21 protein-coding genes are annotated in these 25,230 nt (G+C 47.2%); 10 read left to right on the top strand and 11 right to left on the bottom strand.

Features of this window, described 5'->3' with window-relative positions; translation table 11 throughout:
• Position 1: 1 nt before the first annotated feature.
• Positions 2-709: an ABC transporter permease gene (locus tag KV201_RS18200; protein ID WP_006079398.1), complete on the bottom strand. Its 708-nt coding sequence runs from the start codon at positions 707-709 to the stop codon at positions 2-4.
• Positions 706-1,530 (bottom strand): substrate-binding domain-containing protein, encoded by an 825-nt coding sequence (locus KV201_RS18205; RefSeq protein ID WP_226060134.1) that lies wholly within the window; start codon positions 1,528-1,530, stop codon positions 706-708. The genes KV201_RS18200 and KV201_RS18205 overlap by 4 nt, the downstream gene beginning before the upstream one ends.
• 284 nt (positions 1,531-1,814) lie before the next feature.
• On the opposite strand from KV201_RS18205, the gene KV201_RS18210 reads away from it, so the two are divergent.
• Both KV201_RS18210 and KV201_RS18215 read left to right on the top strand, forming a co-directional pair.
• A complete protein-coding gene (locus tag KV201_RS18210) occupies positions 1,815-3,197 on the top strand; it encodes a sigma-54 dependent transcriptional regulator (protein WP_006079400.1) in 1,383 nt (460 codons plus the stop codon).
• Position 3,198: 1 nt separating this feature from the next.
• Positions 3,199-5,352, top strand: coding sequence for a cache domain-containing protein (locus KV201_RS18215; protein WP_226060135.1), 2,154 nt, complete (start codon positions 3,199-3,201; stop codon positions 5,350-5,352).
• A gap of 350 nt (positions 5,353-5,702) precedes the next feature.
• On the opposite strand, the gene KV201_RS18220 is transcribed toward KV201_RS18215, so the two are convergent.
• Together KV201_RS18220 and KV201_RS18225 are read right to left on the bottom strand one after the other, a co-directional pair.
• Positions 5,703-6,161 carry a GNAT family N-acetyltransferase gene (locus KV201_RS18220; RefSeq protein ID WP_226060136.1) on the bottom strand — a complete coding sequence of 153 codons (459 nt, stop codon included), beginning with the start codon at positions 6,159-6,161 and terminating at the stop codon, positions 5,703-5,705.
• 100 nt (positions 6,162-6,261) lie between these two features.
• Positions 6,262-6,921 (bottom strand): 7-cyano-7-deazaguanine/7-aminomethyl-7-deazaguanine transporter, encoded by a 660-nt coding sequence (locus KV201_RS18225; protein ID WP_012588938.1) that lies wholly within the window; start codon positions 6,919-6,921, stop codon positions 6,262-6,264.
• A gap of 215 nt (positions 6,922-7,136) precedes the next feature.
• Here KV201_RS18225 and KV201_RS18230 point away from each other — a divergent pair, with 215 nt between their 5' ends.
• On the top strand, positions 7,137-7,877 hold the full coding sequence (locus KV201_RS18230; RefSeq protein ID WP_226060137.1) for an ABC transporter substrate-binding protein: 741 nt from the start codon (positions 7,137-7,139) through the stop codon (positions 7,875-7,877).
• Positions 7,878-7,889: 12 nt separating this feature from the next.
• Here KV201_RS18230 and KV201_RS18235 read toward each other — a convergent pair whose 3' ends face one another.
• Positions 7,890-9,248 (bottom strand): isochorismate synthase MenF, encoded by a 1,359-nt coding sequence (locus KV201_RS18235; RefSeq protein WP_226060138.1) that lies wholly within the window; start codon positions 9,246-9,248, stop codon positions 7,890-7,892.
• Between the two features lie 519 nt (positions 9,249-9,767).
• Here KV201_RS18235 and KV201_RS18240 point away from each other — a divergent pair.
• The 3 genes from KV201_RS18240 (at position 9,768) to KV201_RS18250 (ending at position 13,384) form a co-directional block, all read left to right on the top strand.
• Complete coding sequence (locus KV201_RS18240; RefSeq protein WP_226060139.1) at positions 9,768-11,138, top strand: ATP-binding cassette domain-containing protein; 1,371 nt, start codon at positions 9,768-9,770, stop codon at positions 11,136-11,138.
• Positions 11,139-11,445: 307 nt separating this feature from the next.
• Positions 11,446-12,636, top strand: coding sequence for an HD-GYP domain-containing protein (locus tag KV201_RS18245; protein ID WP_226060140.1), 1,191 nt, complete (start codon positions 11,446-11,448; stop codon positions 12,634-12,636).
• A gap of 112 nt (positions 12,637-12,748) precedes the next feature.
• Positions 12,749-13,384, top strand: coding sequence for a paraquat-inducible protein A (locus KV201_RS18250; RefSeq protein ID WP_226060141.1), 636 nt, complete (start codon positions 12,749-12,751; stop codon positions 13,382-13,384).
• 65 nt (positions 13,385-13,449) lie between these two features.
• On the opposite strand, the gene KV201_RS18255 is transcribed toward KV201_RS18250, so the two are convergent.
• The 4 genes from KV201_RS18255 to KV201_RS18270 are packed head-to-tail and all read right to left on the bottom strand — an operon-like array spanning position 13,450 to position 19,055.
• Positions 13,450-13,755: a DUF3240 family protein gene (locus tag KV201_RS18255; protein ID WP_226060142.1), complete on the bottom strand. Its 306-nt coding sequence runs from the start codon at positions 13,753-13,755 to the stop codon at positions 13,450-13,452.
• Entirely contained in the window at positions 13,752-16,805 is a 3,054-nt protein-coding gene (locus KV201_RS18260) for an efflux RND transporter permease subunit (protein WP_226060143.1), read from the bottom strand. The genes KV201_RS18255 and KV201_RS18260 overlap by 4 nt, the downstream gene beginning before the upstream one ends.
• Position 16,806: 1 nt before the next feature.
• On the bottom strand, positions 16,807-17,835 hold the full coding sequence (locus KV201_RS18265) for a hypothetical protein (protein ID WP_006079425.1): 1,029 nt from the start codon (positions 17,833-17,835) through the stop codon (positions 16,807-16,809).
• Positions 17,832-19,055, bottom strand: a complete 1,224-nt coding sequence (locus KV201_RS18270; RefSeq protein ID WP_226060144.1) for a metal transporter — start codon at positions 19,053-19,055, stop codon at positions 17,832-17,834. Before KV201_RS18270 ends, KV201_RS18265 begins: the two co-directional genes overlap by 4 nt.
• 145 nt (positions 19,056-19,200) lie before the next feature.
• Here KV201_RS18270 and KV201_RS18275 point away from each other — a divergent pair, with 145 nt between their 5' ends.
• The gene (locus KV201_RS18275) at positions 19,201-19,746 is read left to right on the top strand and encodes a LuxR C-terminal-related transcriptional regulator (protein WP_006079428.1); all 546 of its coding nucleotides are present in this window, start codon (positions 19,201-19,203) and stop codon (positions 19,744-19,746) included.
• Positions 19,747-19,858: 112 nt separating this feature from the next.
• Positions 19,859-20,005 carry a hypothetical protein gene (locus tag KV201_RS18280; protein ID WP_170927471.1) on the top strand — a complete coding sequence of 49 codons (147 nt, stop codon included), beginning with the start codon at positions 19,859-19,861 and terminating at the stop codon, positions 20,003-20,005.
• Positions 20,006-20,028: 23 nt separating this feature from the next.
• Here KV201_RS18280 and KV201_RS18285 read toward each other — a convergent pair whose 3' ends face one another.
• The gene (locus KV201_RS18285; protein ID WP_006084708.1) at positions 20,029-20,979 is read right to left on the bottom strand and encodes a YeiH family protein; all 951 of its coding nucleotides are present in this window, start codon (positions 20,977-20,979) and stop codon (positions 20,029-20,031) included.
• 288 nt (positions 20,980-21,267) lie between these two features.
• Positions 21,268-21,831, bottom strand: a complete 564-nt coding sequence (locus KV201_RS18290) for a malate synthase (protein ID WP_012090627.1) — start codon at positions 21,829-21,831, stop codon at positions 21,268-21,270.
• 252 nt (positions 21,832-22,083) lie between these two features.
• Here KV201_RS18290 and KV201_RS18295 point away from each other — a divergent pair, with 252 nt between their 5' ends.
• Together KV201_RS18295 and KV201_RS18300 are read left to right on the top strand one after the other, a co-directional pair.
• Positions 22,084-23,616, top strand: a complete 1,533-nt coding sequence (locus tag KV201_RS18295; protein ID WP_226060145.1) for a DUF3612 domain-containing protein — start codon at positions 22,084-22,086, stop codon at positions 23,614-23,616.
• A gap of 594 nt (positions 23,617-24,210) precedes the next feature.
• A complete protein-coding gene (locus tag KV201_RS18300) occupies positions 24,211-25,134 on the top strand; it encodes a hypothetical protein (RefSeq protein WP_226060146.1) in 924 nt (307 codons plus the stop codon).
• Positions 25,135-25,230 lie beyond the last annotated feature (96 nt).

The raw sequence follows: 25,230 nt of genomic DNA on the forward strand, positions 1-25,230 counted from the left end.
CTTAATGGCTCCTTGGCATGGCTTTGCCGCGTAAACCACCGAGGGCAAAGTTGAGGATCAAGGCCAAGATTAGCAGCACTAGCCCGAGGGCGATAGCTTGGGCGAAGTCGCCTTTGCTGGTTTCGAGTGCGATAGCTGTGGGTATGTTACGGGTTACGTTTAAAATATTGCCGCCGACCATCATAGAGCAACCCACTTCGGTCAAAATACGACTAAATGCCGCGACAATCGCCAGCAGTAAGGGCATACGTAGCTCGCGGCAGACAGTCCACACTGCGCGGCACCAAGAGGCACCTAAAGTGCGTGAGGTTTCCCATGCTCTACGGTCAACGCTAGTAAAGGCGGCTTGGCTCATCGCAATCAGTACCGGCGCGCAGATCAACATTTGCCCGAGGATCATACCTTCTTGGGTAAATAACCATTTTAGATCGCCCAAGGGGCCATTGCGGGTAAGTAATAAATAAACCAGTAGACCAATAACAACAGTGGGGATGGATTGCAGAGTTTGAACTAAATTAGTGACGATCCATTTGCCACGAAACGGCGCAAATGCCAGCACAAAGCCGAGTACCATAGAAGGCACCAGCGTGATGAGCAGCGCCGCGAAAGAAACCGAAAACGAGATCGAAATGATGGACCAAACGTCGGGGTCTAAAGAAAACAGCAGGCTTAACGCCTGCTGTAATAGTGCTAGCCAGCCGTCGCTCATTCGCTATAAGTTGCCTTGAACAATTGCTCGCCATCAACTTTGAAGTTATTGATCATGCTTTGACCTTTTTTGCTGATCAACCAGTCACTGAACGCTTTAGCGCCTTTGTGGTTTAGATCTGGGTACTTAGCAGAGTTGATCAGGATAACTTGGTATGGATTGGCTAAGGTTTTGCCGCCATCGAAATCAACACCAAGATCTAGCTTAGTTTTGTAAGCTACAAAAGTACCACGGTCAGACAGAGTGTAACCTTGCATTTCGTTTGCCATTAGCAGGGTTTTGCCCATGCCTTGACCTACTGAAGTGTAACCTTTGAAATCGGGTGTCACACTTGCCGCTTTCCATACTTCTAACTCTTTGATGTGAGTGCCTGAATTGTCACCACGAGAGATAAAAGGTACGCCTGATTTTGCAATTTTAGCGAAAGCTTCTTCGGCATTTTTGCTGTCACGGATTTTTGCTGGGTCATTTTTAGGGCCCAGTACCACGAAATCATTTTCCATGATGCCACGGGGCTCAACACCAAAACCGTCGGCGACGAATTTAGCTTCGGCACTTGGCGCATGAGTCATAACTAAATCCACGTCACCTTGCTCACCCAGTTTCAGGGCTTTACCTGTACCAGTGGCGATAACTTGAACCTTGTAGCCAGATTCACTTTCAAACTTAGGTAACAGTTCTTTTAATAGGCCTGAGTTTTCAGTGCTGGTGGTAGTGGCTAACTTGATAACTTCAGTCGAGTGAGCGGGTAAAACGGTGAACATACTGGCTGCAACAACCAGGCCCAGTAGTGACTTAATATGAGATTTCATGTTTAGCATGGGTACTCCTTGGCGAAAAATAGGATTCCAACTCAAATGCCTACTGAGTGGAAGGTCTCGTAAATTGTAATACGTTCGGTTGAAAGCAAATTAGATGCCAAGCTGAGAATGCGGTCATTTTCTTCACAGCTTAACCTAATTTGTGAGCTTGATCCCAAGCTTAACAAATACTCTACAGACAAATTGTCTCAGCACCTACTTCCTGTGGTTCATAGTGACCTATTCATCTATTTTCAGTGCTAGAATTGGTCGCAAATGAGTCAAAATGTCCAGAAGCAGACAATATGAGCCAGATAGATAATAACCTCAAGCCTCTTCCATCGGCAGTATCGGTACTGATTGTTGATGATGAACCCGGAATGCGCAGTTTTTTAAATAAGGCACTCTCGAAGAAATTCGCCTTAGTCGAAACAGCGGGCAGTATCGAAGATGCGGAGCAGCTACGTAGCCGCTGCCATTTCGATTTGCTGATCGTCGACATTCGCCTCCCTGGCCGCTCAGGTATCGAATGGCATGAAGCGCTAGATGAGCAGGGTCGTCGTTCGGACATCATTTTTATGACTGGCTATGCCGACATGGAAGTGGCGATTACTGCGCTGCGCGCGGGTGCGTCTGACTTCATCATGAAACCTTTCCACCTTGAGCAGATGATGACAGCGGTCGATCGTTGTATCGAACGCCGCCTGCTCAAACGCGAAAACTTGATGCTGCGCCGTGAGGTTTCAATCGGTTACTCATCGACCATTATTGGCAGCAGTGAGGCCATGAAGTCGGTGAAACATATTATCGAACGTGTGGCGCCGACCAATGCGGTTGTGCTGATCCAAGGTGAGTCGGGTACGGGTAAGGAATTAGTTGCACGCCAACTACATTTACTCAGTGGACGTCAGGGACCTTTTGTCCCAGTCAACTGTGGCTCTATCGCTCCTGAATTGCTCGAAAGTGAACTGTTTGGTCATACCGCTGGTGCATTTACTGGTGCCAAAGGTAATCGTGAAGGTTTATTCAGTTTTGCCTCGGGCGGGACGATTTTCCTCGATGAAATTGGCGAAATGCCACTGAAAATGCAAACGGCATTGCTCAGAGTATTAGAGCAAAAAGCGATTCGCCCAGTGGGCAGCGAGAAAGAAGTGAACATCGATGTGCGAGTGATCGCGGCCACCAACCGCACTTTGATTGATGAAGTAGATGCGGGGAATTTCCGCCGTGACTTATATTATCGACTGAATGTGCTCGATATTTTAATCCCGCCATTACGTGACAGACCCGAAGATGTGGTCGAGTTAACCCATCACTTCACCCGTCAACTCGCCGCCGAATTAGGGGTTAGAGAAGTCGTGTGGAGCCATGAGGACATGGTGAAGTTGCAACAACACGAGTGGCCAGGCAATATTCGCGAGCTGCGCAATATGATTGAGCGCTGTATTTTGCTCGGCAAGCCGCCTGCGGAATATTGGAAACAACAGCTGAAGAGTGAGTCTTTATCGACATCGGGTTATCCATTGGATTGGCCATTAAAAGAAGTCGAAAAACACCATGTGACCAGCGTTGTGGACTTACATTCTGGCAATAAGTCTGCCGCGGCGAGGGATTTAGGCGTTTCGCGTAAGACCTTAGATCGTAAGTATAAAGAGTGGTTTGATTTCAGCGGCGATCAGGAGTCATAGGGTGTCATTCTTCACTCACTTTTTTGGTGTCAGTTGGCAGCAAATGCAGGCCAAGGTGCGCTATCGCATATTAATCCTGACATTACTGCCTATTCTGCTGACACTGGTGAGTTTAGTGTTTATCACTATTTACTGGAATATCAGTTATACAGGTAAGCAGCTGTTTATGAAGGTTAAAGCTGACTTATCTGTTGCCGAAAATACCTTGCAGCAAGTGCAAGTACGGCAAGAAAAACAACTCGAACGTGTGGTAACGTCTTGGACCTTTCAAAATGATTTTAGGCCACTTTTCAGTGGTAAAGAATTAACTGGTGAAGTCATCCACAGAGCCAGTCTCGACGCATTTCTCCTGGAACAGAAAAAACAACTTAACCTCGATTATCTGCGTCTCGTCACTGTCGCCGAAGCGGCCGCTGACACTGATTTACGGCAGATCCTCCCAAAGATAAACGGTTTATTACCTTATTCCGGCTTGATGGTGTTGCCGCCCGAACGCTTATCTCGCATCGACCCAGAATTAGCGGTCACTGCGAGCATCCCGATAGTCGCGACTTTGCGGGCGCAGAGCCCGACAAAAACCGTTGAAGAACGCGGTTTATTGAGCCGTAGTCTACTGCCCGTGCCTGATATGCAAGGTAAAGTGGCGTGGTATCTGGATGGCGGGATTCTATTCAATCGTGACATTCGGATTGTCGACCACATTCGTGATCTGGTGTACGACAAGGGCACCTTGCCCGAGCGCTCCATCGGCACTGTAACCATCTTCTTAGATAACATCCGTATCTCCACTAACGTGCCGCTGCACTTTTATCCGACGGGCAACGAGACGCAAGGTCGCGCGCTGGGCAGTTTAGTGTCGGAGGAAGTTAAGGAGAAAGTGTTAACCCAAGGCGAGCAATGGGTCGATCGTGCCTTCGTGTTTAACGATTGGTTTATATCCGCTTATGCTCCCTTGGAAGATATTCGTGGCCAGCGTGTTGGCATGATCTATACGGGGTTTTCTGAGTCGCCTTTTATCCATAATTATTTATTAAATATCATAGAGCTAGGCACGATTCTAATGTTGGTTCTGTTGGTGTCAGGCTTGCTGGTTTATCGCGGCGCCTATAGCTTGTTGCAGCCGATCGAGCGTATCCACCATGTTGTTCAAGCGGTGCAGTCGGGGCGCAATATTCGTATCGGCGCTTTAGGGTTAGATAGGGATAACGAGTTATCGAACTTGGCCGAGCAGTTCGACAGTATGCTCGATCTGCTGCAGCGCCGAAATGCTCAGATCCAAGCGGCGGCAGAGCAGCTTGAAATGAAGGTCGAAGAGCGTACCCGCAGCTTGCAGGACAAAACCTTAGAGCTGCAACGTAACGTGGCGTTACTGAATGAAACACGTCAACAGCTCGTCACCAACGAGAAGCTTACCGCTCTGGGTGAGTTGACCGCAGGTATTGCCCACGAAATCAATAATCCGACCGCCGTTATCCTCGGCAACATGGAGTTACTGCGCTACGAGCTTGGCGATAATGCTGAAGTGGTAAAAGAAGAAATTGATCTCGTGATTCAACAGGTGGGGCGGATCAGCACCATTATCCGCAGCCTGTTGCAGTACAGTCGTCCGGGCGAATTTAACGCCCCGCTAGAAATGCATCCGATTACCCCCATTATTGAAGAAATGCTGGTGTTAGTGCGGCATTCGATTCAGAAACAAGAAGTGGTTTTGATCACTGAGTTAAACGCCAGCTGTCCAGTGCAGGTCAATCGACCGCAGTTGCTGCAAGTCTTGATTAATCTGGTGGTAAACGCGGCGCATGCGATGGACGGTAAAGGACGTATCTGGGTGCGAACCTATGATTGGGTGCAGCAAGATATGCCGATTGGCGTCAAAATCGAAGTGGAAGATGAAGGTTCTGGAATTGCACCAGAGCAGCTAGGGCGGATTTTCGACCCCTTTTACACCACGCGTAAGGATGGCACTGGTTTAGGGCTTTCGCTCAGTTACGGCATTATTAAACGGATTGGCGGCACGATAGAAGTGAGCTCAACCTTAGGTAAAGGCACATTATTTACCATAGGTTTGTACCATGAGGCGAAGGAAGATCAGCAAAATAATCCCTACGAGGGCTTACATATTGCGGGCAACTACAGCGACATGTCTGCCGATTAGCTTACCGATGAGTTTTACCGAGTGAGATATGGCAGCTTGCCGTATTCGATTGATTACCTATCATTAAAATATGGCTGCAGTTGTTAGTTCTGCTTTATGTGGCTTTGCATCACCGAATTTTAGGCAAAAAAAAGCCGGATGATGAATCCGGCCACAAAGAGTGTGTGTGAGCAATGTCGTGCTTGCAAACTCAGGAGCTCCGTAACAACGTCGATTACCAGTCATCGTTGTTAAAGATGAGTTTTGGAACGCACGTTAACGATAATCATTCTCAATCGTGTTTGCAAGCTATTTATTAAAAAAAAGTGCACATCTATACAAATATCGTTTCGCTCTCATCTATTAACGGTTTAGATCGACTTACGTAGATGCAGTTTATGGTTGGTTAAGCTTTTTGGATCGGCGTTGAGCTCGGTAATTAAATATTGATTACTGATCAACAAATTAAGCATCGCAGGGAAACGGTTCATCGTTTTCACCTGAATATGGTTATAGCCTTGACGGCGTGCCCAGGTTTCTTGGTATTCGAGTAGACTCTGCGCTAAGCCTAAACGTCTAAAATCGGAGGCAACGCCACCTAACCAGCTATAAAATATAGCCTCTTCTTGCTCGTAACCCAGTTTAAATCCCGCCAGTTCACCTTCCACATACGCGACTAAGATCAAACACTTCTTGCCCTGTAAGCGCTGATTTAACACTTCGCTGGTGAGGGGACGATCGAGTTCAGGGATTTGTTTGCTAAGTTCGATAAGCTGAGTGGCTAACTCGGGAGTCAAACCTGACTCTGCTTTAATTTCGATAGAATACATTGCTTGCTCTCATAAAAAATCAGCCCCACTCGCGCGTTAACAGGAGCAGGGCTGAACTATTAACTGGTCAAATTATAACAGGTCTGGCCAGTTGAGTTAATCAGGAAATTGATTCTTGCGGATTGGTGCGCAAAATCTTGTCTTGTAAGACTTTTAGCAGAACTCCGTAGGCAGGCAGGAAAAGGCCTAAGCTAACGATCAGCTTAAAACCGTAATCGACAGTGGCGATTTCGGGCCAATTGGCCGCCATAAAGCTATCGGAAGAGGCGTAAAAGGCGATACTGAAAAACACTAAGGTATCGACCAGATTACCCACTAAGGTCGATGCTGCAGGCGCGACCCACCAAGAGCGGCTCGTTCGCAGACGGGCAAAAACCTTAATATCCATTAACTGGCCAATCAAATAAGCAGCAAAGCTGGCGAAGGCGATTCGGAACACAAAGGTATTCCACTCAGCAAGTGAGTCAGCGCCTTGGAAGCTACCTTGATGGAACACGACTCCCATCACGTAGGAAATCATCAAAGCGGGAACCATAGCTTTGAGTATGATGCTACGTGCGGCTTGTTGGCCAAAAATACGGACAGTGAGATCTGTGGCTAAGTACACGAATGGAAAGCTAAATGCGCCCCAGGTTGTGTGGTAACCAAATAGCTGAAATGGCAATTGTACTAAGTAGTTGCTGACGCAAATAATCAGTATGTGGAATCCTACTAATAGGAATAAGGCGCGGCGAAGCTGCGCTGTGGTTAACATTAACATATGTGGCCTTTTTAGTTGTGTAGGGCGGGGTGAGGGAACCCGCTAATTTTCAATTTATTATGTTTACGACAATATCACCGAACATTACCGATCGCAGCGAGGCGAAATCGGGTCGCCATTATAGTGGTCGAGTTTTAAGATGCAAGCCTGCTGTTTAAATGTACGCATAGAATGAAAACTCTTCTACACTTTGTGTACGTCGAAGGAGGATAGCCATGAGACGATTCTTTGCTATTTTTTGCTTACTTTTAGCCGTGTTACCTGTATCCATTTGCGCCGCCCAGCCGATTGTCGTCAATGTAGCGACGGCATCGTGGGATGATTTTGCCAATCGTGATGAAACGGGCTATTACTTCGAGTTACTTCAGCGGGTTTTCCCTGAGCCAGAATGGCAACTCAAGGTGCAGTTTATGCCCTTTGCCCGTAGCCTTTATCTGGTTGAGCATAATCGTACCGATATCACCCTCAGCGTTTATAAGGGAGATACTAAAAAGGCGCTGTTAACTGAGAATACGGTTGAAGTGGATTCTATCGATGTAGCGGTGACCGCCGAGTTAGCGGCGACTTGGACAGGGCTTGAGAGTCTATCCCATAAGAGGGTTCAGGCCATGTTGGCCTATCGATACAATATGTTGACTCCCGTGCCCATGTACTACGAAGAAAGTAGCGATATGCTGACTATGCTCAATAGCTTAAATGCAGGGCGCATAGATGCCGTGCTGGATTATAAATCTAATCTGCTTATGTATGTGCCTAAGCTGAAGGCGCCACAAAATTTTGTGATTATTCAAGGCGTACTCAAGGCCGAAACCTATTTCGCCTTTGCTAATACTGAAAAAGGTCAGATGCTGAAACAACACTTTGACCTTGCACATAAACGTTTAATCGATTCGGGTGAACAGGACAGGCTTTACCTTGAAACGCTTGAAAAACGAAGGGTTGATGGTGAAAAATAGACCTTAGGCTTATTACATTTCGAACAGAATCGACATGATAGTCGCGAGTTTATTTTCAAGCTCTTGCCACTCAGCTTCGGGCTCAGAACCCGCAATAATTCCCGCCCCCGCAAATAGGTTAATCCGACCCGGTTCGATCAACGCACTGCGGATAGCCACCGAAAACTCACTCTCATACTTATTGAAATAACCGCAGGCACCAGCGTACCAGCCACGAGTATAACCTTCGCGCTGACGAATAAAGTTCAATGCCGAATGTCGCGGCAAGCCACCCACAGCAGGGGTTGGATGCAGAGCTAGCAACAGTTGGAAATCATTCACGCCCGGCTTTAGTTCGGCTCGAATCGCGCGGTGCAAATGTTGAATATGATTCAGTTTAAAGATGGTCGCTAATTCATCGGCGCCGACATAATTGCTCAGCGGCGTGAGCATATTTACTATATGGCTACGAACGAGTTGGTTCTCTACGCTATTCTTGTTGTCTTCTAACAAGGCATTCGCCAGCGCAATATCTTCTTCTTGGCTCAGGCCGCGCACTGTCGTACCTGCTAACGCCTCAGTGAATAATTCCTGCTGACGGCGGCGGAACAAACGCTCCGGTGAGCAAGAGATAAAAGTGCGTTCTGGGCTGAATTGAAAGCCAAATTGGAAGCTGTTGGGATTACGTCCCTGCCAGCACGCCAGTACCATCCAAGGATCGATAGGTTCGTTCACTTCAAGCTGAGTTAAGCGGGATAACACCACTTTTGGGGTGTCTTGATTGAACTTTGGCTCGACCACTTGCTCGACTAATGTCTTCCAGCGTTCAAAATCAGGCTTGTCACTACGGCCAAGTGGAACGATTTTCTTCGGCGGCGAGAGTGGTTTCGCGGGCATCACAGCTTCGATAGCGGCGATGGCCTTGTCGATTTCGCTATGGTGATCATTCTCGGCAAAATTAAGATTCACCAACAGACTAAACTTGCTACCGCTGCGTCTAAATTCAATGCGCGGCAGGATAAAGCGACTATTACCGAACTCTGGCCAAGATTCTATGGTGCGATCGAAGGCAACGCCGCCGTAGTAACGAATATTTTGATTCGTCGATAAGGCTCGCTGCTCTTGGTAGGCCATGGCCAGTTGTTGATCGTTAATACCGGTTTCAAATCTGAAGTCTTTACACGCCCCAATCGCCGCGACTTCTTCGATTCTGTCGCGCCCATGCCAGTAGATACGCGGAAATTGCGTCTGCGATGCCAACCATGAAATTAAAGGCATAGCGACAGTATTAAGTGACAACTGCACTATCGGCTCCGTCGGCGGAACTTGCTTTAATTGAATGAGTTTGTCGATGAGAGACTTAAGGTCTTCAGACAGGGCATGAACGGGCAAATAGAACTCCAAAGCAAAGATAAGGGATGAAGGCGAAAGCTGAAGGTCACTCTGTCAGCGTCAATGAATTCGACTCAGGTTAATGTACTCTTTTTCAAGTCATTACCTTTAGTTGATTCAGCCTGTAAATAAGAATCTTTCGCTCAAATTAAAGGCCACGGTCGAGTGTGTCAAGATGTAAGCCCCCAGCGTGTGACTTTCGCCATAGTCTCATTTTACGCTGATAAAAAATGTGACTTGAGTGGGTCTTTTTGTCGGGCAAGTCACCCTCGGTGGACATTTTGTCTCTTAGTCGCTAAATATACTTTCCCTTTGTCGTAATTAGTCGATCTAGGTTGGTTTTTAAACGTTTTTCGGTTGAGACAGAATAATCGCGGTCCACAATAGCTGGCACATCTTAAATTTTCTACGTGACAAGTTAGATGTCTATTAACGTATGACTCGCCGTGGGAATGAAAAGACAAGTAGGGTGAAGCCTTGTCATAGGCTGTTCGTTAGATCTTTATAGGCAGATATAGCATGAAACTCTTAGCGCTCGAAGGCGTTAGCTTCAACTATGGCAGCCAGTTACCGACTGTATTGCAGGAGGTAAACTTGGCCATTGGCACCGGCCAATGCCATTGCGTGAGCGGTCCTACGGGCTCTGGGAAATCGAGTCTGCTAAACCTACTGGCGGGCGTGTTAAATCGCCCGCATGAAGGTGACATCTGGCGTTACCCACAACTGGTTACGGGTCTGGTGATGCAGGACCCGCAAACTCAGCTCCTTCGGCAAACCGTTGGTGCCGAAGTGGCTTTCGCCTTAGAAAACCTCGGTATTCCCGCTGAGCAAATGCTACCTAAAGTGCAATTGGCTCTGCGGCGCGTGGGCTTGTATCTGCGTCTCGATACCCAAGTCAGCACGCTTTCCCTCGGCCAAAAATATCGTCTAATGATTGCCGCCCAACTGGTGTGCGAGCCACATTTACTGCTGCTCGATGAACCTTGGGCGCAACTCGATGATCACGGTGTGAGTGAGCTGCTGGTCGTGCTTCGCAATCTTATTCAAGATGGCATGGCGCTAGTGTTGGTTGAACATAACGCTGCGGCCTTCGCTGAGATTATTCAGCATTACTGGCAGTTAGAGGCGGGCAAGCTATCCGAAGGCATCTATACCGTGAACGATGCGCCGCAAATTGAGGCGCCTGCGTGGCGAAATCAGCCTAAGTTTGAGCATTTAGGCAAAGTCTTGGTCAGCGCCGAAGCCTTTGATTTTGGGTTCGATGCTTGCCCTACATTATTTGCGTGTCCGCAGGGATTTCAACTGCAGGCGGGTGAGATAGTGACCTTAGTGGGAGATAACGGCTCAGGTAAAACTAGTTTGTTGAAAACCATAGCGGGCGTACTCAGTTCAAGACAGCGTCTTCCGCTTAAAGTGCTCGGGCGAAGACCTAAGCTGGGGATTTATGGCGCTGAGCTGGGTCTGCTGATGCAAAGGCCGAGTCGACAATTATTCGAGACCAGCGTGCTCGCCGAAATGCAGTTTAGCCTTAGGCGTTTTGAACTTCCCAAAGAACGCGCGGCGCAGATGTTGGATGAATTGGATTTATTTAGCTTAGCTCTGCTGTCGCCCCACAAATTATCCTACGGTCAACAGCACTTGATTGCCTTAGCGTCACTCGCCTGTTTACGCCCTAAAGTATTGCTTTTGGACGATCCATTGGCGGGGATGGATAAGCATTACTACGGCAAAGTGTGGTACTTGCTGAAGCGGTTAAGCTCGCAAGGTTGCGCTATTTTGCTCAGCAGTCACAGAAGCATTGAACACAGCGCTGTATCACGGCAATTGAGTTTGCGTAATGGTTTATTGATGGAGGAATTGATTGAAACAGGAGAGCGTTATGTGGGCTAGTTGTCGGCGCCTACGCGCGTGATGGTCGCCGGTTTTGAATGCCTAGCCCTTAGGCATTTATTGAAAAAGTGAGAGTGTGAAATGGGCCTTGCCTAAGCCTTAAGCCCTTATTCCATCGCATTCTGTTTAGGGTATTTTGTTTACCAAGAAAGTCTATGGTGATTTTCTAATGCGCGGCTTAGAATGCCCCTCACGTCTGTTCTATAATAATCAAGAATAACAACAGAACATTTGAGCGTAGGTCGCTTTTATGTCGTATGGTTAAGTTGATATTTTATTCGGGCACATCATCCTTGGGGTTGTAGATATGAGTGAGTCGGCAGAATCAGTTGAGCTTATCAAATTACCTGTGTCGCAATTGACATTAGGTATGTTTGTCAGTGCCATAGACAAAAATGATAAAGGTCAACTTGCTATTGCAAATGCTGGACAAATTAAGCACAAGGATGCGATTTTAAAACTGGCCAAAAGCGGTATTAAATTTGTTTGGGTAGACGCCGAGCGTTCGGCAGAACATTGCGGTTTAAAGAAAAAAGCCACTAACGATAGTCAAACCGACAATCGAAAAGCGCCAGTGAGTCGCGATAAGCAACAAGCTCAAGCTAAGGTTATGCTGACCGAAGCGAAAGATCTTATTCGTAAAGTGTTATCCGAAACCTTCGAAGGTAAAGCCATCGAAGTTGCGCCCTTCGAAGCGTTAGCCGATACCATGATTGAGTCTGTCATGTTAGATGCTGATGCACTTAAATGTATGTCTGCGCTCCGTTCAAAAGATGCCTATCTACTCGAACATTCAGTGAATGTCGCCTTTCTGCTGGTAACCTTTGGCAAATACCTACAGCTCGATCGTGATATGCTGCGGCAAATGGCGGTCGGTGGGATTTTGCACGATATTGGCAAGATTAAAGTCGATAATAAAGTGCTGCACAAGCCGGGTAAACTGACACCAGAAGAGTTCGAACATATGAAGCTGCATCAAGTGTATGCGCTTGAAATTATGAACGAAACTACTGGTCTGTCGCAGATCAGTAAAGATATCTGCTTGATGCACCACGAAAAGTTAGATGGCCGTGGTTATCCAAGGGGCTTGAAAGACGATGAAATCCCTCGCCACGGTCGTATGAGCTGTATCGTCGATATCTTTGATGCGTTAACCGCGACGCGCTGTTACAAAGAGGCCATGAGTCCTGCCGCAGCTTTTAAAATTTTACTCAGTCTGACGCCATTTCACTTAGATCAACAATTGGTCTACGAGTTTATTCGTTGTATCGGTATTTACCCTGTGGGTTCCTTAGTTGAATTATCGGACGGCCGAATTGGTATTGTCTGGGCTTCGAAGGACAGAGATGCACTGCATCCAATCGTAAAGTGCTTTTATTCTTTAAAAGTAAAACGTTACACAGATGTCGCTATGGTGGATTTATTAAAATCTGAGCTGTATATCGAGCGCGGCGTGTCACCGAGTTCATTGGATATTGATCCAACGCCTTTCTATTAATCCTCAAATCTTGTCTCTAATGCCGGTCATCTAAGTCGATGGCTGGTGCGAACGATTGCAGAGCCTGCGCTAAAAACCGTAAACTGAATGTCTTCTCCTGTCTGGCAATGCGATGAACAGTGCTATGAAATCATTATTTCCTATTTTTATCATTCTCTTATCTTTGGCTTTATTAATCCCTGGGGTGACTCAACCTATTTTGAGTATTAGCGGCACTATCGATAAGGCCAAGCTGACCGAGCAGGGCATAGAGCAAGTTGCTCAACGTTTCGATGAAGACTCGGGGCGCGACAGCGCTCGCGGCATGCTGAGTATGGTCAGTGGTTTGCTGGGGCTGAGTAGCCTTAAGGGAGAAGTCGAAGTGTTGCAGAAAACCCGCAGTATTTGGGGAACGGTAACCGAACTTTATCACTCTGGAAATGGGCTTGTCGCGGGATTAGTGATGTTATTCAGCGTGGTGGTGCCGGCCTTTAAGTTGAGTTTAATGCTGGCACAGCAATGTGTGAGTTCGATTGGTCTGAAACTGAGGATTAATGCCGTCGTCAATGCACTCGCTAAGTGGTCGATGGCCGATGTGTTTGTGGTGGCGCTGATCATCACCTTTATGGCGGGGAACGCCTCAGGCGGTATGGGGGAAATGCTGAAAACACAGGCGCAATTTGAAAACGGTTTTTACTTTTTTACCGCTTACTGCATTTTATCGATTTTGAGTGGTTTTTTAGTGCGGCGTCCTACGCCAATTTTGTAGCGAGTTTATAAGGCATCCCGACCTTAGCGATAAGGTCGGATGCCTAGATTTAACCGCGCAGTGAGTTAGGACAAGGTGCCATTTTGATAAATGGGCATAATCCAATAGCGGCAGGGATTATGTTTGCAGACCAAAGCCAGTGCAGCGAGCAGCGCCGCTTGTTGCGCAGCGGGGTGCATGATTTCGAATTTACAAAACTCCCGATAACCTTCCACTTGTTCCTTGATATTAAAATGGCTGTGTTCACGGCTAAAACCACAAATATTCCCTAGGCTAAAACCCGACAGAAACTCCAACTCTATCAAGGTATCGACTATGTCGCCCTTAATATCATTTTGGGCGATCAGTACTAACAGTTGTTCTGTGCTCATTTACGTTTCTCCAGCCAAAAATACAGAATTGGCAGTAAATACAGTGTGGTAATGGTTGAAGTGAGCAGACCGCCAATCACCACAATCGCTAAAGGTTTTTGAATTTCAGCCCCAGGGCCCGAGGCAAACACCAGCGGCATAAGACCAAACATCGCCGTAGTCGCTGTCATCAAAATGGGGCGTAAACGCCGCGCCGCACCTTGTTCTACCCGTTCGCGCAGGTTGCTGAACATGTGCTTGGTTTGTTCGTAATAGCTGACCATCACCACGCCATTGAGCACAGCGACGCCGAGCAGGGCGATAAAGCCAACCGAAGCGGGCACTGACAAATATTCCCCTGACAAATACAGGCTAACTATGCCGCCCATCATAGCGAAGGGAACGTTGGCGAGGATTAAGCCCGCTTTGGCCAGTGAGCCAAATGTCGTAAATAAAATCAGGGTGATCAGTGCGATAGCAATGGGGATCACTAGTAGTAAATTGCTGGTGGCTCGCTGTTGGTTTTCAAACTCACCACCAAAACTCACGCTATAACCGCTCGGGAGTTTGATTTCCTTTGCGATTTTAGCGTTGAGCTCTTCTACAAAACTCACGATATCGCGACCCTGCACGTTGGTGGTGATCACTGAAAAGCGATTCCCTTGCTCACGATCGATAAGGATGGGGCCTTGCTTATAGCTTAAGGTGGCGACATCACTCAGGCGTTTTAAGGAGTGATCTGGCATCACCAGTAACTGATTTTTAAGCTCATTAATGCTGCTTAAGTGGCTCTGATTATTAGCCATCAGCACGGGCGTTCGTTTCTTACCCTGTAGCACTTCGGTCACTATCACGCCTTCGAGCTGACTTTTCAGGTAGCGAGCAAACTCCATGGTGCTCATGCCAAAGCCACGGGCGAGCTCGTTATCTAAGGTGAGGTTGATAAAAGGACTGCCTTCGATCATCGCCATTTTCACATCGACGCTGCCGTTGGTGGCATTAACCAGCTGTTGGATTTGGCTCGTGAGCTGACCTAAGGTGTCGATATCATTACCAAAGACCTTGATCGCTACGTCGCCAATGCTGCCGGTGAGCATTTCGGACACGCGCATTTGTATCGGTTGAGTGAAGTTAAAATTAACGCCGGGATAGTCCAATAACACAGTGCGGATCGCATCGATAAGCGCTTCTTTATTTGCAAAGCGCCATTCGCTGCGGGGCAAAAGTTCTAAGAACACATCGGTTTCATTGAGTCCCATGGGATCTAAGCCGATTTCATCCGCGCCAGTACGCGCCACCATTTGTTTGATTTCAGGAACTTTAGCCAGCAAAGTTTGCTGAATCTGCTTGTCGATGGCAATCGAAGCCTCGAGCGAAATCGACGGGGATTTCTCTAGCTGCAGAATAATGTCGCCCTCATCTAAGGTCGGCATAAAGGTTTTTCCCACTAACCCGAACAAGCCTAAGCTGACGATAAGCAAGCTAAAGGCGATCACTATAAAGCGTTTTTGATGGCTAAACGTGCCCTTGAGGCTGCCCAGATAAAGCTGTTTAAGCTTTTCAATCGCCTTAGGTTCCTTGGCGGCTTTTTCGTTGACGAGATAAGAAGCGATAACCGGAATAACAGTTAACGACAACACCAGCGCCGACAGCATGGCAAACACGATAGTGACCGCAACTGGGGTAAAGAGTTTACCTTCGAGCCCGCTCAAGGTCAGCAAGGGCGAGAACACTATCATGACGATCACTGTGCCCGACACCACGGGAATGGCAACGTCCTTGGTCGCGCGAAAAATCAAATGCAGCCGCGGTAATCTCTGCTTTGTGGCGATGAGATTCACCATGTTTTCAACTACGACCACAGATGAATCCACTAACATGCCGATGGCGATAACCAGCCCGCCTAGGCTCATTAAGTTCGCAGAAAGATTGAAGTAATCCATCATCAAAAATGTCATCAGCGCGGCGAGTGGCAGCGAGAGTGACACGACTAATGCGGCGCGCACGTTACCTAAAAACAACGCCAGCAAGATGATCACTAGCACTACGGCTTCGAATAAGGCATTGGAGATAGTATCTATCGCGGTATTGATCAGATTTGCGCGGTCGTAAAAGGTGTTTATCTGGCTCCCTTCTGGCAAGGTTAGGCTGATTTGATCGAGCTTTTCCTTAATATTTTTGACCACTTGTGCGGTATTGGCGTCTTTCAGGGCGATGATTAACGCTTCGGCGGTTTCGTTGCCGTCTTTCGTGACTGCGCCATAACGGGCTAAGTGGCCAATTTGAATATCGGCTAAATCCTGCAGTCGATACACTCTGGCATCATCGGCCTTGATCACTAATTGTTTGAGCTCGTCGATGTCATCGATGCGGCCTTCGGCGCGCACTATTATGGTGTCTGTGCCAATGGTGAGCTTGCCTGCACCTTCGTTGTGATTATTCTCAACGATCGCCTGTTGCAGCGCCGCAAAGCTCACGCCCGCAGCCGCCATGGCCGCAGGTTTAGGGGTCACACTAAAGCTTTTGGCATAGCCACCGAGGATATTCACATCGGCGACACCCGCAACGGTGCGTAGCAGTGGGCGGATTTCCCATTCGAGTAATTGCCGTCTTTCCATCAGCGATAGATTGGGATTTTCGAGTGAAAACATAAATATTTCGCTGAGCGGCGTACTCATTGGCGCTACGCCCCCCGTCACACCTTCAGGAAAACTGTCCCACACGGCGGCGATGCGCTCGCTCACCTGTTGGCGCGCCCAATAGATATCTGTGCCTTCGTCAAAATCGAGGGTGATATCGCTTATGGCGTATTTAGTGGTTGAGCGCAGAATCGATTGATGGGGAATGCCTAGCAGTTCGGTTTCAATCGGCACGGTAATTTGCGCTTCGATTTCCTCCGGCGTCATGCCGGGCGCCTTGAGGATGATCTTCACTTGGGTGGGCGAAATATCGGGAAAGGCATCCAAGGGAATGGAAAACCAGGCTCGTGCTCCCGCTAACATGATGATCAGCGCCACAATCAGCACAAATAAGCGCTGCGTAAGCGAAAAGCGGATGACTGAGGTCAACATCTTATTCGCCTCCTAGGCCAAGCATTATGCCTTTGACTGCGGCAACCGACTGGGATAACACTTGGATTTGGCTCAGATCTTGATCGCTTTCAACGATATATTGCTCTGGGGTTGAACCGAGAATATCGATCGTAATCGAGGTGAGCGTGTCTGCGGTTTTAGTGAAGACTTGGCTGTCTTGCTCCCAACTGAATACGCTATTTTTAGGCAATAAATACACCGCCTTTTGATACTCGGGTATCACAGTGATCTGTTGTCCTAACAGTAAGTTACACTCCTGCGGCACGGGTGATGACCAAGCGGTCACGAAGGCACCTTCGGCGATGGCCGACATGGACTCAATGGCGATATGGCATTGATTGATGTTTACCGCCGAGAGCGAATGTGACTGGCTCATAGGCACGCTGACTTTGACGCGAATACTGTCGCTAGGCACCAGTGAGAATAGCTGTGAACCCGCCATATAAGGTCCATTCACTTGGTTGAGTTTAACGATTCCCGCCACTGGTGTGCCCACCACTAGGGAGTCTGTGGTGGCATCTGTGCTTTTGACTATCTCCATAAAATGCTGCATGTGCTCGTATTCGAGGTGAGTGCTGAAGTAGTCTTGGCTGATCTCGCGCCACTTTTCGGCGCTGATACTGCCATTGTTTAATAAGGGTTTATTACGCTCATAACGGCTTTTGGCCAGTTGATATAAGCTGCCTGCGGCTTCAACTTGGGCGAGGTAGTGGAACACTTCTGGCCCTGTCAGTTTGACTATCGCTTGGCCCTTAGTAACGAGCTGGCCTTGGCCGACGAGGAAGCTGATCTGCTGGATATTCTCCGGCGTGCTGATCCAGTAATCATTACCGGGGAGGATTTCAACCTGCGCGGGCAATGGGCTGCCCTCATAGCTGGCGACTTTCTGTGGTTGCACATAACTCAGGTCTAAATTACCGAGGGAACTAATTGTTAGGGATTCAGCCTGCGCTAACGTGGCTACACTGGCGGATAAACAGAAAAGGCATGCGCCGTACTTGGCCATCATAATGAAATTCCTAAGGCTTGCAGTTGTTGGGAGTGCAGTTGTTGCTGCGCGACTTGGTTCAGTGCCAAGCGGGATTCGGTATCGAGCGCATCCATATAGCGGCGCAGCCAGACTTCGTAGCTAACTTGATTTTGGTCTTTGACCTTGGCCAGCTCTTCAGTAATGGTGCGGCTAAGGTGTAAGGCTTGGGTTAGCAATGTCTGTTGGTCGAGTAAGTTTTGTTGCTGTTGCTCTAGCTTTTTAAGCTGAGTTTTTAGCTCGATATAAGTACGGTCGAGGTTGAGCGTGTGCTCGGTATTGGCTTGTTGCCATTGGGATAATTCGGTTTGCGATAGGGCAGAACCTAAAGTCAGTGGCACAGAAACGGCGATGCCAAGCTGTTGATCATCAACTTGGTTATCGGCGGTATTTTTAGCCGTGAGTGAGACTGTCCAAGGGTCTTTATCCCCCGCTTGCTGGCTCTGGATGATCAGTAGCTGTTGCTGCTTCTGCAGGCTCAATAATTGCCATAATGGATGCTGCGCGAGAATGTCATTGGGTTGGCTGCTGGCTGACAGTGGCCGCGCGGTTTCGGCTATGTCCTGCGGTATTTGCTCTTGTCCTGTCAGCTGTTGACAGAGGGCAAGCGCCTCAGCCTGTTGCTGATTAAGATCGACCCGTTCCAGTGCAATATCCACCAGTTCGCGTTCTAACAAGAGTATGTGGGCAATCGGCAATTCGCCCGCATCTGTGAGTTGCTTCTGCTGACTATGGAGTTTGTCGAGCAATTGGCTCTTACGATCTAATTGGGCCAGTTTCACTGCAGCAAGACGATGTTCCCACAGGCTTTGTCGCAATAATCCCGATAAATACAGACCTTGCAGCGCGACTTGTTGCGCCTGAATGCCTTGGGTGAGTTGTTTAATCTGCTTATCGCTGCTGTGCAAAGCAGGGGATTTTATTGGCAAATTGAGTGAGAGTTCCTGCTCGTAGCTGTTACCATCATCTAGGCTACCTAAGTGACTCAGGCTAATGCTCGGCAGGCCATTGAGCCAAGATGAGCTACTTAAGCTTATTTGCGATTGCGGTAACTGGCCGCCCGATTTAGATAGAGAATGTAATCTAGCTTGGCTGGTGGAGAGTGCTTGAGATAGCTCGGAATTCGCGGCGTGGCACAGGAAACTGCTGCTGACTAAGGTCGCCAACAGACATAACTTGATACAAGACGTACTGACAGACATAGGACGATTCTATGGTAATAAAGTGTGCTGTCAGTGTAGGGATTGGTGGGCGAAAGTCGTGGGGGACATGTATCATAAAACCGTCTATGGTACATATGTCCCATAAATTAATTGGTTGATTTTGCTTTTATTTAGGAGTTTTTCGATGAAGGATCTTGTCATTATTGGTCTGTTGGCCTTGATCATATGCTTTAAGCTTTTTGACATCTCATCCGACATTCAATTGGGCATTCCCCAATGGCATATTGCCCAGGAAGCCATGTTATTAGTGCTCACTGTGATTGGTGCAATGTACTTAAGTTATGACCTTATTCGTCGCTCCCGCGAAGTGAAAGCGTTGGCTAAAAGGTTGGAGCATGCGGATAAGAAAATCGACAATATGTCGACGCAAATGCGCTCTGCCAGACAAGAATACAGCCAAGCTGTATCGCAGCAATTCGAGACTTGGGGCTTTACTAAGAGTGAGCAGCAAGTGGCATTTTTATTACTTAAAGGCTTAAGTTTTAAAGAAATTGCCGAAGTTCGCCAGACTAAAGAAAAAACTGTCAGGCAACAGGCATCGACCATTTATGGCAAAGCGGCTGTGGATGGACGCCACACTTTCTGTGCTTGGTTTATGGAAGACTTTATTCAAGAACATAATCAAGATCTTGCTGCGAATGAAGCGGCATCAAGTTCTAAGGCGGCTTAATCAACGCTGGATTGGCTTAGTTTTTATAGCTATTTGTTATTAAAAATCGATATTTGCTGAGTTTTTAGTTCTAAACAATAATGAGCATCCCTAAGTTTGCAGGAAGATGCAATTGAAAAACTGGCTGATTATCGTGTTTTGCCTGATTGCCTTGGTCGCTTCGACGCAAACCACAGGACTCGTGCGTTCACTTATCGAATTCTCCGCCTTTGTAGGCGTCTTCTGCTGGGCTTGGCGAATGAAGCCGACGGCAGAGTAGACTGGCTTTCCGCAAAATCTTAGCTATTGAAAATAAAGAATATACACTAAAGACGTGATACCAATCGCTGCCCACAGCATGACTCCAAGCAACAAAGGTTTGGGGCCACTCGCCCGCATTTTCTGCACTGTAATTCCTGCACCAATCAAAAACAAACACAGGACTAATGCCCGTTTCGACATCATAAACAAGGTGTCATAAACAGCGTTAAACTGCGGTAACCAATGCGCCACAGCAATGGCTAAACAATAAAAACCGATAAAATACGGCAGGTTAAGTTTGCGCTTATCGCCACCAAACAGCATAGCGCTGACCAGTGCGATGGGGATAATCCACAGGGCGCGGGCGAGTTTTATGGTGGTGGCGGTTTTTAAGGCTTCATCGCCATAGGCTGAAGCCGCGCCGACAACCGATGAAGTATCGTGGATGGCGATGGCACTCCACACGCCAAAATCGTATTGGCTCATATTGAGCAAATGGCCGAGTGCGGGGAATAAAAACAGCGCGACTGAGTTCAGCACAAACACACAGGCTAAAGCCGTGGCGGTTTGATCGTTACGCGCATTGATGGCCGGAGCCACAGCGGCAATGGCGCTGCCACCACAAATAGCAGTACCAGAAGCAATCAAATGACCCGTGACATGATCAAATTTCAGTGCGCGGGTGAGCACAAACCCTAAGCTGAGGGTGAAAAAGATTGAGCCAACTATCAAGCCGAAGTTGTGGGTGCTCGCCTCTATCGCCGCGTTTAAATTAATTCCAAACCCTAAGCCAATGATCGAATAAGACAGGAGTTTTTTGGTGAGTGCGGCGATATTCCATTGCACTGGCACCCAGCCAAGGCTGGCTAAGGTAAAACCTAACACTAGCGCCATGGGCGACGAGATAAAAGGCGCGAGGCATAACAAGCCCGCACAGATGAAAACGATGCGATGAGTCTTATTATCTTGCTGTGATGTCGATGAAGAATTCATAACGCCTTAGGCTCGAGCGATTCAGTTTTATCGTTCCAACCACAGATCTTCACATTAAGCGACGGATACAAAATGGCGATCAATGGGGATTGATCATGGAGACAGATGCAAGGGGGCATTATAGCTGTGAGTATTAGCCTCAATAAAATCAATTAAACTTAACTAGTTAATCAGTTTTATTGACTCTTAGAGGTTTTGGCAAAGTAGGAGGGTAAATCGAAGAAGATGAACTGTGCTCAGTTCATCTTCTTAGCTGGATTATAAATGGCGAGGTTACAGAGCGTGAAATTATAAATTTACGATACTTTTCAAGTTGTAATCGCTGCCATCCTTTGCGGTAAACAACTTATCTTGGGTATCGTTGGCGCTGGACATACCCGCATGTAACAGGCTGAGCCAATGACGCGATGCGGCTGAACGTGACTCTGGTGTTCCGACGACCATGTTTAATGACGTTTCGATTTGGATATCTTCCAGATTGGCAACGTCTCTCGCACCTATCATGCCATTGCGGTCGAAACTGAGTTCAACGTGGCAACCTAGGTCCTGCAACACTATGGCGCAGGGCGCATCTTTAGTGCCATTAAAGGCCACGAACTGTTTTGGCTGACGTAAACCACTGTGGCTGCCGTCGGCAAAAAAGGCCAACAGGTGTTGGTAGTAAACTACATAGCTGCTCACATCTTGGTGTGAACCAGAGTTAAGTGGAAAGAGGCGGTCGAGGAATTGTTTCGCATTGGCGATCTTTTCGTGCTCGGCGACATTCACTTGGGCCACGGCTAGCACTTCTTCTGCGATGAGGCTGTTTAGATTCGGTTGGATCTGGTTGCTCTTGATAATTGACATATTCATCGCTCGTTCCTCTCACTCTTTCAATTTAAAAAATTCAGGGTTTTGATTTAACTTTTGGTTTATCAAAGTTTGTTTTCAACTTGGCTTGTCCGCTTTAAGTGCTTGCCCGCTTTAAGGGTTAGTGGTTAAGCATTTCTTGAATTGCTGACTCCGCTGGTTCGCTTGAGTCGTTTCTCGATTGCTTAATTTGTAGTCTAGTCTTTTTTTGACTACAATTTCACAATAAAAATTTTACACTGTGAATTTTACAAAATGCGCAATGACCAGAGCTTGATGAGAAAATCACACTTCCTAGGCACAAAAATACGTAACCTACGGAAACGTAATAACTTAACCATGGAAGATTTGTCGGCACGCTGCATTCGAGTCGACGCCGGAAGTGCGCCCTCTGTGTCATATTTGTCGATGATCGAGCGTGGAAAACGAGTGCCGAGTGCCGGAATGCTGGCAGTCATCGCTGCGGTTTTTCAAAAAGACGCCGAATGGTTCTTAGACGATGTGCCTGAAGAAAGCGCTATTACGCCAGAGAAGGGCCGCCGTGGTGGCATAAGCGGTATGGCGCTCGAACCCAGCTTTTTGTTTTCCAATGATATTTTGCAAATCGCGATACCAGAAATGCTGTCGCAGACGGGGATCTCTGGTCGGCAGTTTGCCCATTTATTGATCCGCGCCCATCAAGAACACCATCAAAATCATTTCCCCGATCTTGAACGTGCCGCTGAAGAAGTCGGCCTCAAGCGTATGCCCTTATCTCTGGACGATATGATGGATATTGCCAAGGGCATGGGATTAAAAATCAAATGGATAGATAGCACGCCGCAGGAAGTGATCGACGATATGGGCGTGAGTTCACGCCAGTTAGTCACCTCATTTTTTGAGCCGCCGAGCACGATTTATGTGAATAAAATTCTCAAAAATCGTCCTAATAGACTCAAATATGACTTAGCCGTGCACATAGGTCATTGTGTGCTGCACAACAAAGACGGCCTCAAGAGTGTGATGACCTCAGGCCGTAAAGAGGAAGTGGACGAAGAAGCGGGTATGCAGTCCAATACTTTGAACGCGCAGGATATTTTGCATGCGTGGCGTGACTTTGAATCGAGCTTTTTTGCCGGTGCGCTGTTGTGCCCTAAAGTGCCTTATCGTCAATTACTCGACCGCCACGGCTACGAGATTGAAGTACACAAGCAACTGCAAGTATCAGCCTCGGTCGCCATGCGGCGTATGACTGTCGTCTCTCCTTATCCCCATTGGCATTATTTCGACGCTTACGCACCGGGCAAGCTCAAGGCGGTTTATCGCGGTAACGGGATCCCATTGCCTTGGGGCAATATGCGGTTAGTGGAAGATCCCTGCCAGCATTGGGCAGTCTTTAGGATGATCAGCGAGCCAACGGTCGGCACTTCGGCACAGATTTCGATTTTAAACGTCGGCAACGAACCACGCATTTACTGCTGTGAGTCAATTAAGGTCGAAGATTCGGCTGGCAACCCGCATGTGCTCTGCGCCGGCATAGATTTAAATCCGGCGATTGAAGCCCAAGGCAAAGATGCTCTCTCAATCGCCCACGATTTGAAAGATGCCTGTGTCGCCAGCGGTGGTTCAGTCACTATTCCAAAGCACATTAAAAGTGATCTGGTGAGCGTCGCAAAAATCCTCAATATCAACTGGATAGAACGCGGGATCAAAAACGACGCCCGCCTTATTTGCTCCCGCGGCGCCGTGTGTCCACGTCAACCAAGTTGCTATCAAGCGGGTAAGTCACAGTGTGATGGGGCAACGTAAATCACTATTTGATTTACGTTGAGTTTTGCGGCCTTACGGCCGAGAAAGTCGTGGGGCTTCACCCCACACCCGACCAAGGAGGACTGCTCGTCCTATCCTCCTTGGATGCTCCATGACGCCCCCAACGGAGTTGAAAGCTCCTTGTGCTCATTGGCAAATTTGCTATCGCTTCCGAAGGATGCGTCCATGCACCTGCGAAAGCTAGCTCGCCATCCATGGCGAGACTCACGCGAATTTACCATTCGCCCTGCGGCAACTCCGAGGGGAATAGTGTTCTGCGGCATCAGGTATCAAATTTAGCCAGAAGAGATTTGCCTGTAATGTCTTTTAGTTAACTTTTTTTATACGTTCAGACCCAAGAGCATTAATAACAAATCACACTTAAAATAAAACGCACTGTTAAGTAATTTTAATATCAAGTGATTACCGTCAAGACTGCATTAATAACAACTTTCTTGTTAAAACAAACTCCTATAGCATAGAACAAATTAAAAAATTGGATGCAGCAGTATAACTGCTAAGTCCTTATATGTGCCTTGCAGTAATGTAATGCATGAGTAATAAAACGTTACTTACTACAAGATAGGATTACGTATGGCTAAGCAAATATCCCCAGCAGGAATAATGGCGCTGAAAGAGGCTCTTTGCTCTGTGTACTGGTATAAATCTGAATTAAGAGGTTTTCTCCAACTTTGCCTATCTAATCCTTCCATTCTTAATAAATTCAATTGGGAGAATTACAAGCGACAAATCGCCTCTGACATTATTGATTATCTCGTTGTAAATCAATCATCACATCTTGGTGACTTAACTAAAATTTGCTATGAGATTTGTAAAATTAATGATTTTTCGCATCTTAAATCTCTAGATGATGGTCCTCAAAAAGTAGAAAAAGCACGAAGTTCAGTAAATCAATTAAAACAACTTGTAGAGCCCCATCAAGAAATAAAAAAAGAACACGATGAGATTAAACGCCGTCAAGAGCAAGCGGCTATAAAGCTTAAAGCGAACGTTGCTGTTCGCCAAAAGCTTGAACAAATAAAAAATAGATATATGTCTTTGGTTGGGACTGATAACGCGCAAGTCCGTGGGTTCGAATTAGAGAAAATAATGTATGAATTGTTTGAGCTTTTTGATTTAGATCCGAAAGCATCATTTAAAAATCTTGGGGAGCAGTTAGATGGCGCATTTTCTCTTGATGGAACTGAATATCTCTTCGAGGCAAAGTGGCAAAAAAGCCTCGTAAATAAGGCAGATTTAGCAGTATTTTCTGACAAAGTTAAAACTAAACTTGAAAACACGTTGGGCATCTTCTTATCCATCAATGGTTTCTCTCAAGATGGCGTTGCTGCACATCAGGCTGGTGGTTCCTCTATTTTATTAATGGATGGGGGAGATTTAATGGCTGTATTTGAGGAGCGTATAGATTTCACTAGCTTGTTACTTCGTAAAAAGCGTTATGCTGCACAAACAGGGAACATTTATTTCAGTTATTACCAAATGATTAGGGGCTGTTGATCTTTCGAGAGTGATTTTTAGACAGCATGGCAAGACGTTATAATTTGCTTCGCCAAAAGTAACCATAACCTCAAGCCATGCCAAGACTTATGCTAA

It is taken from the genome of Shewanella sp. SR1 (assembly GCF_020447145.1).
GTDB classification, from domain to species: domain Bacteria; phylum Pseudomonadota; class Gammaproteobacteria; order Enterobacterales; family Shewanellaceae; genus Shewanella; species Shewanella baltica.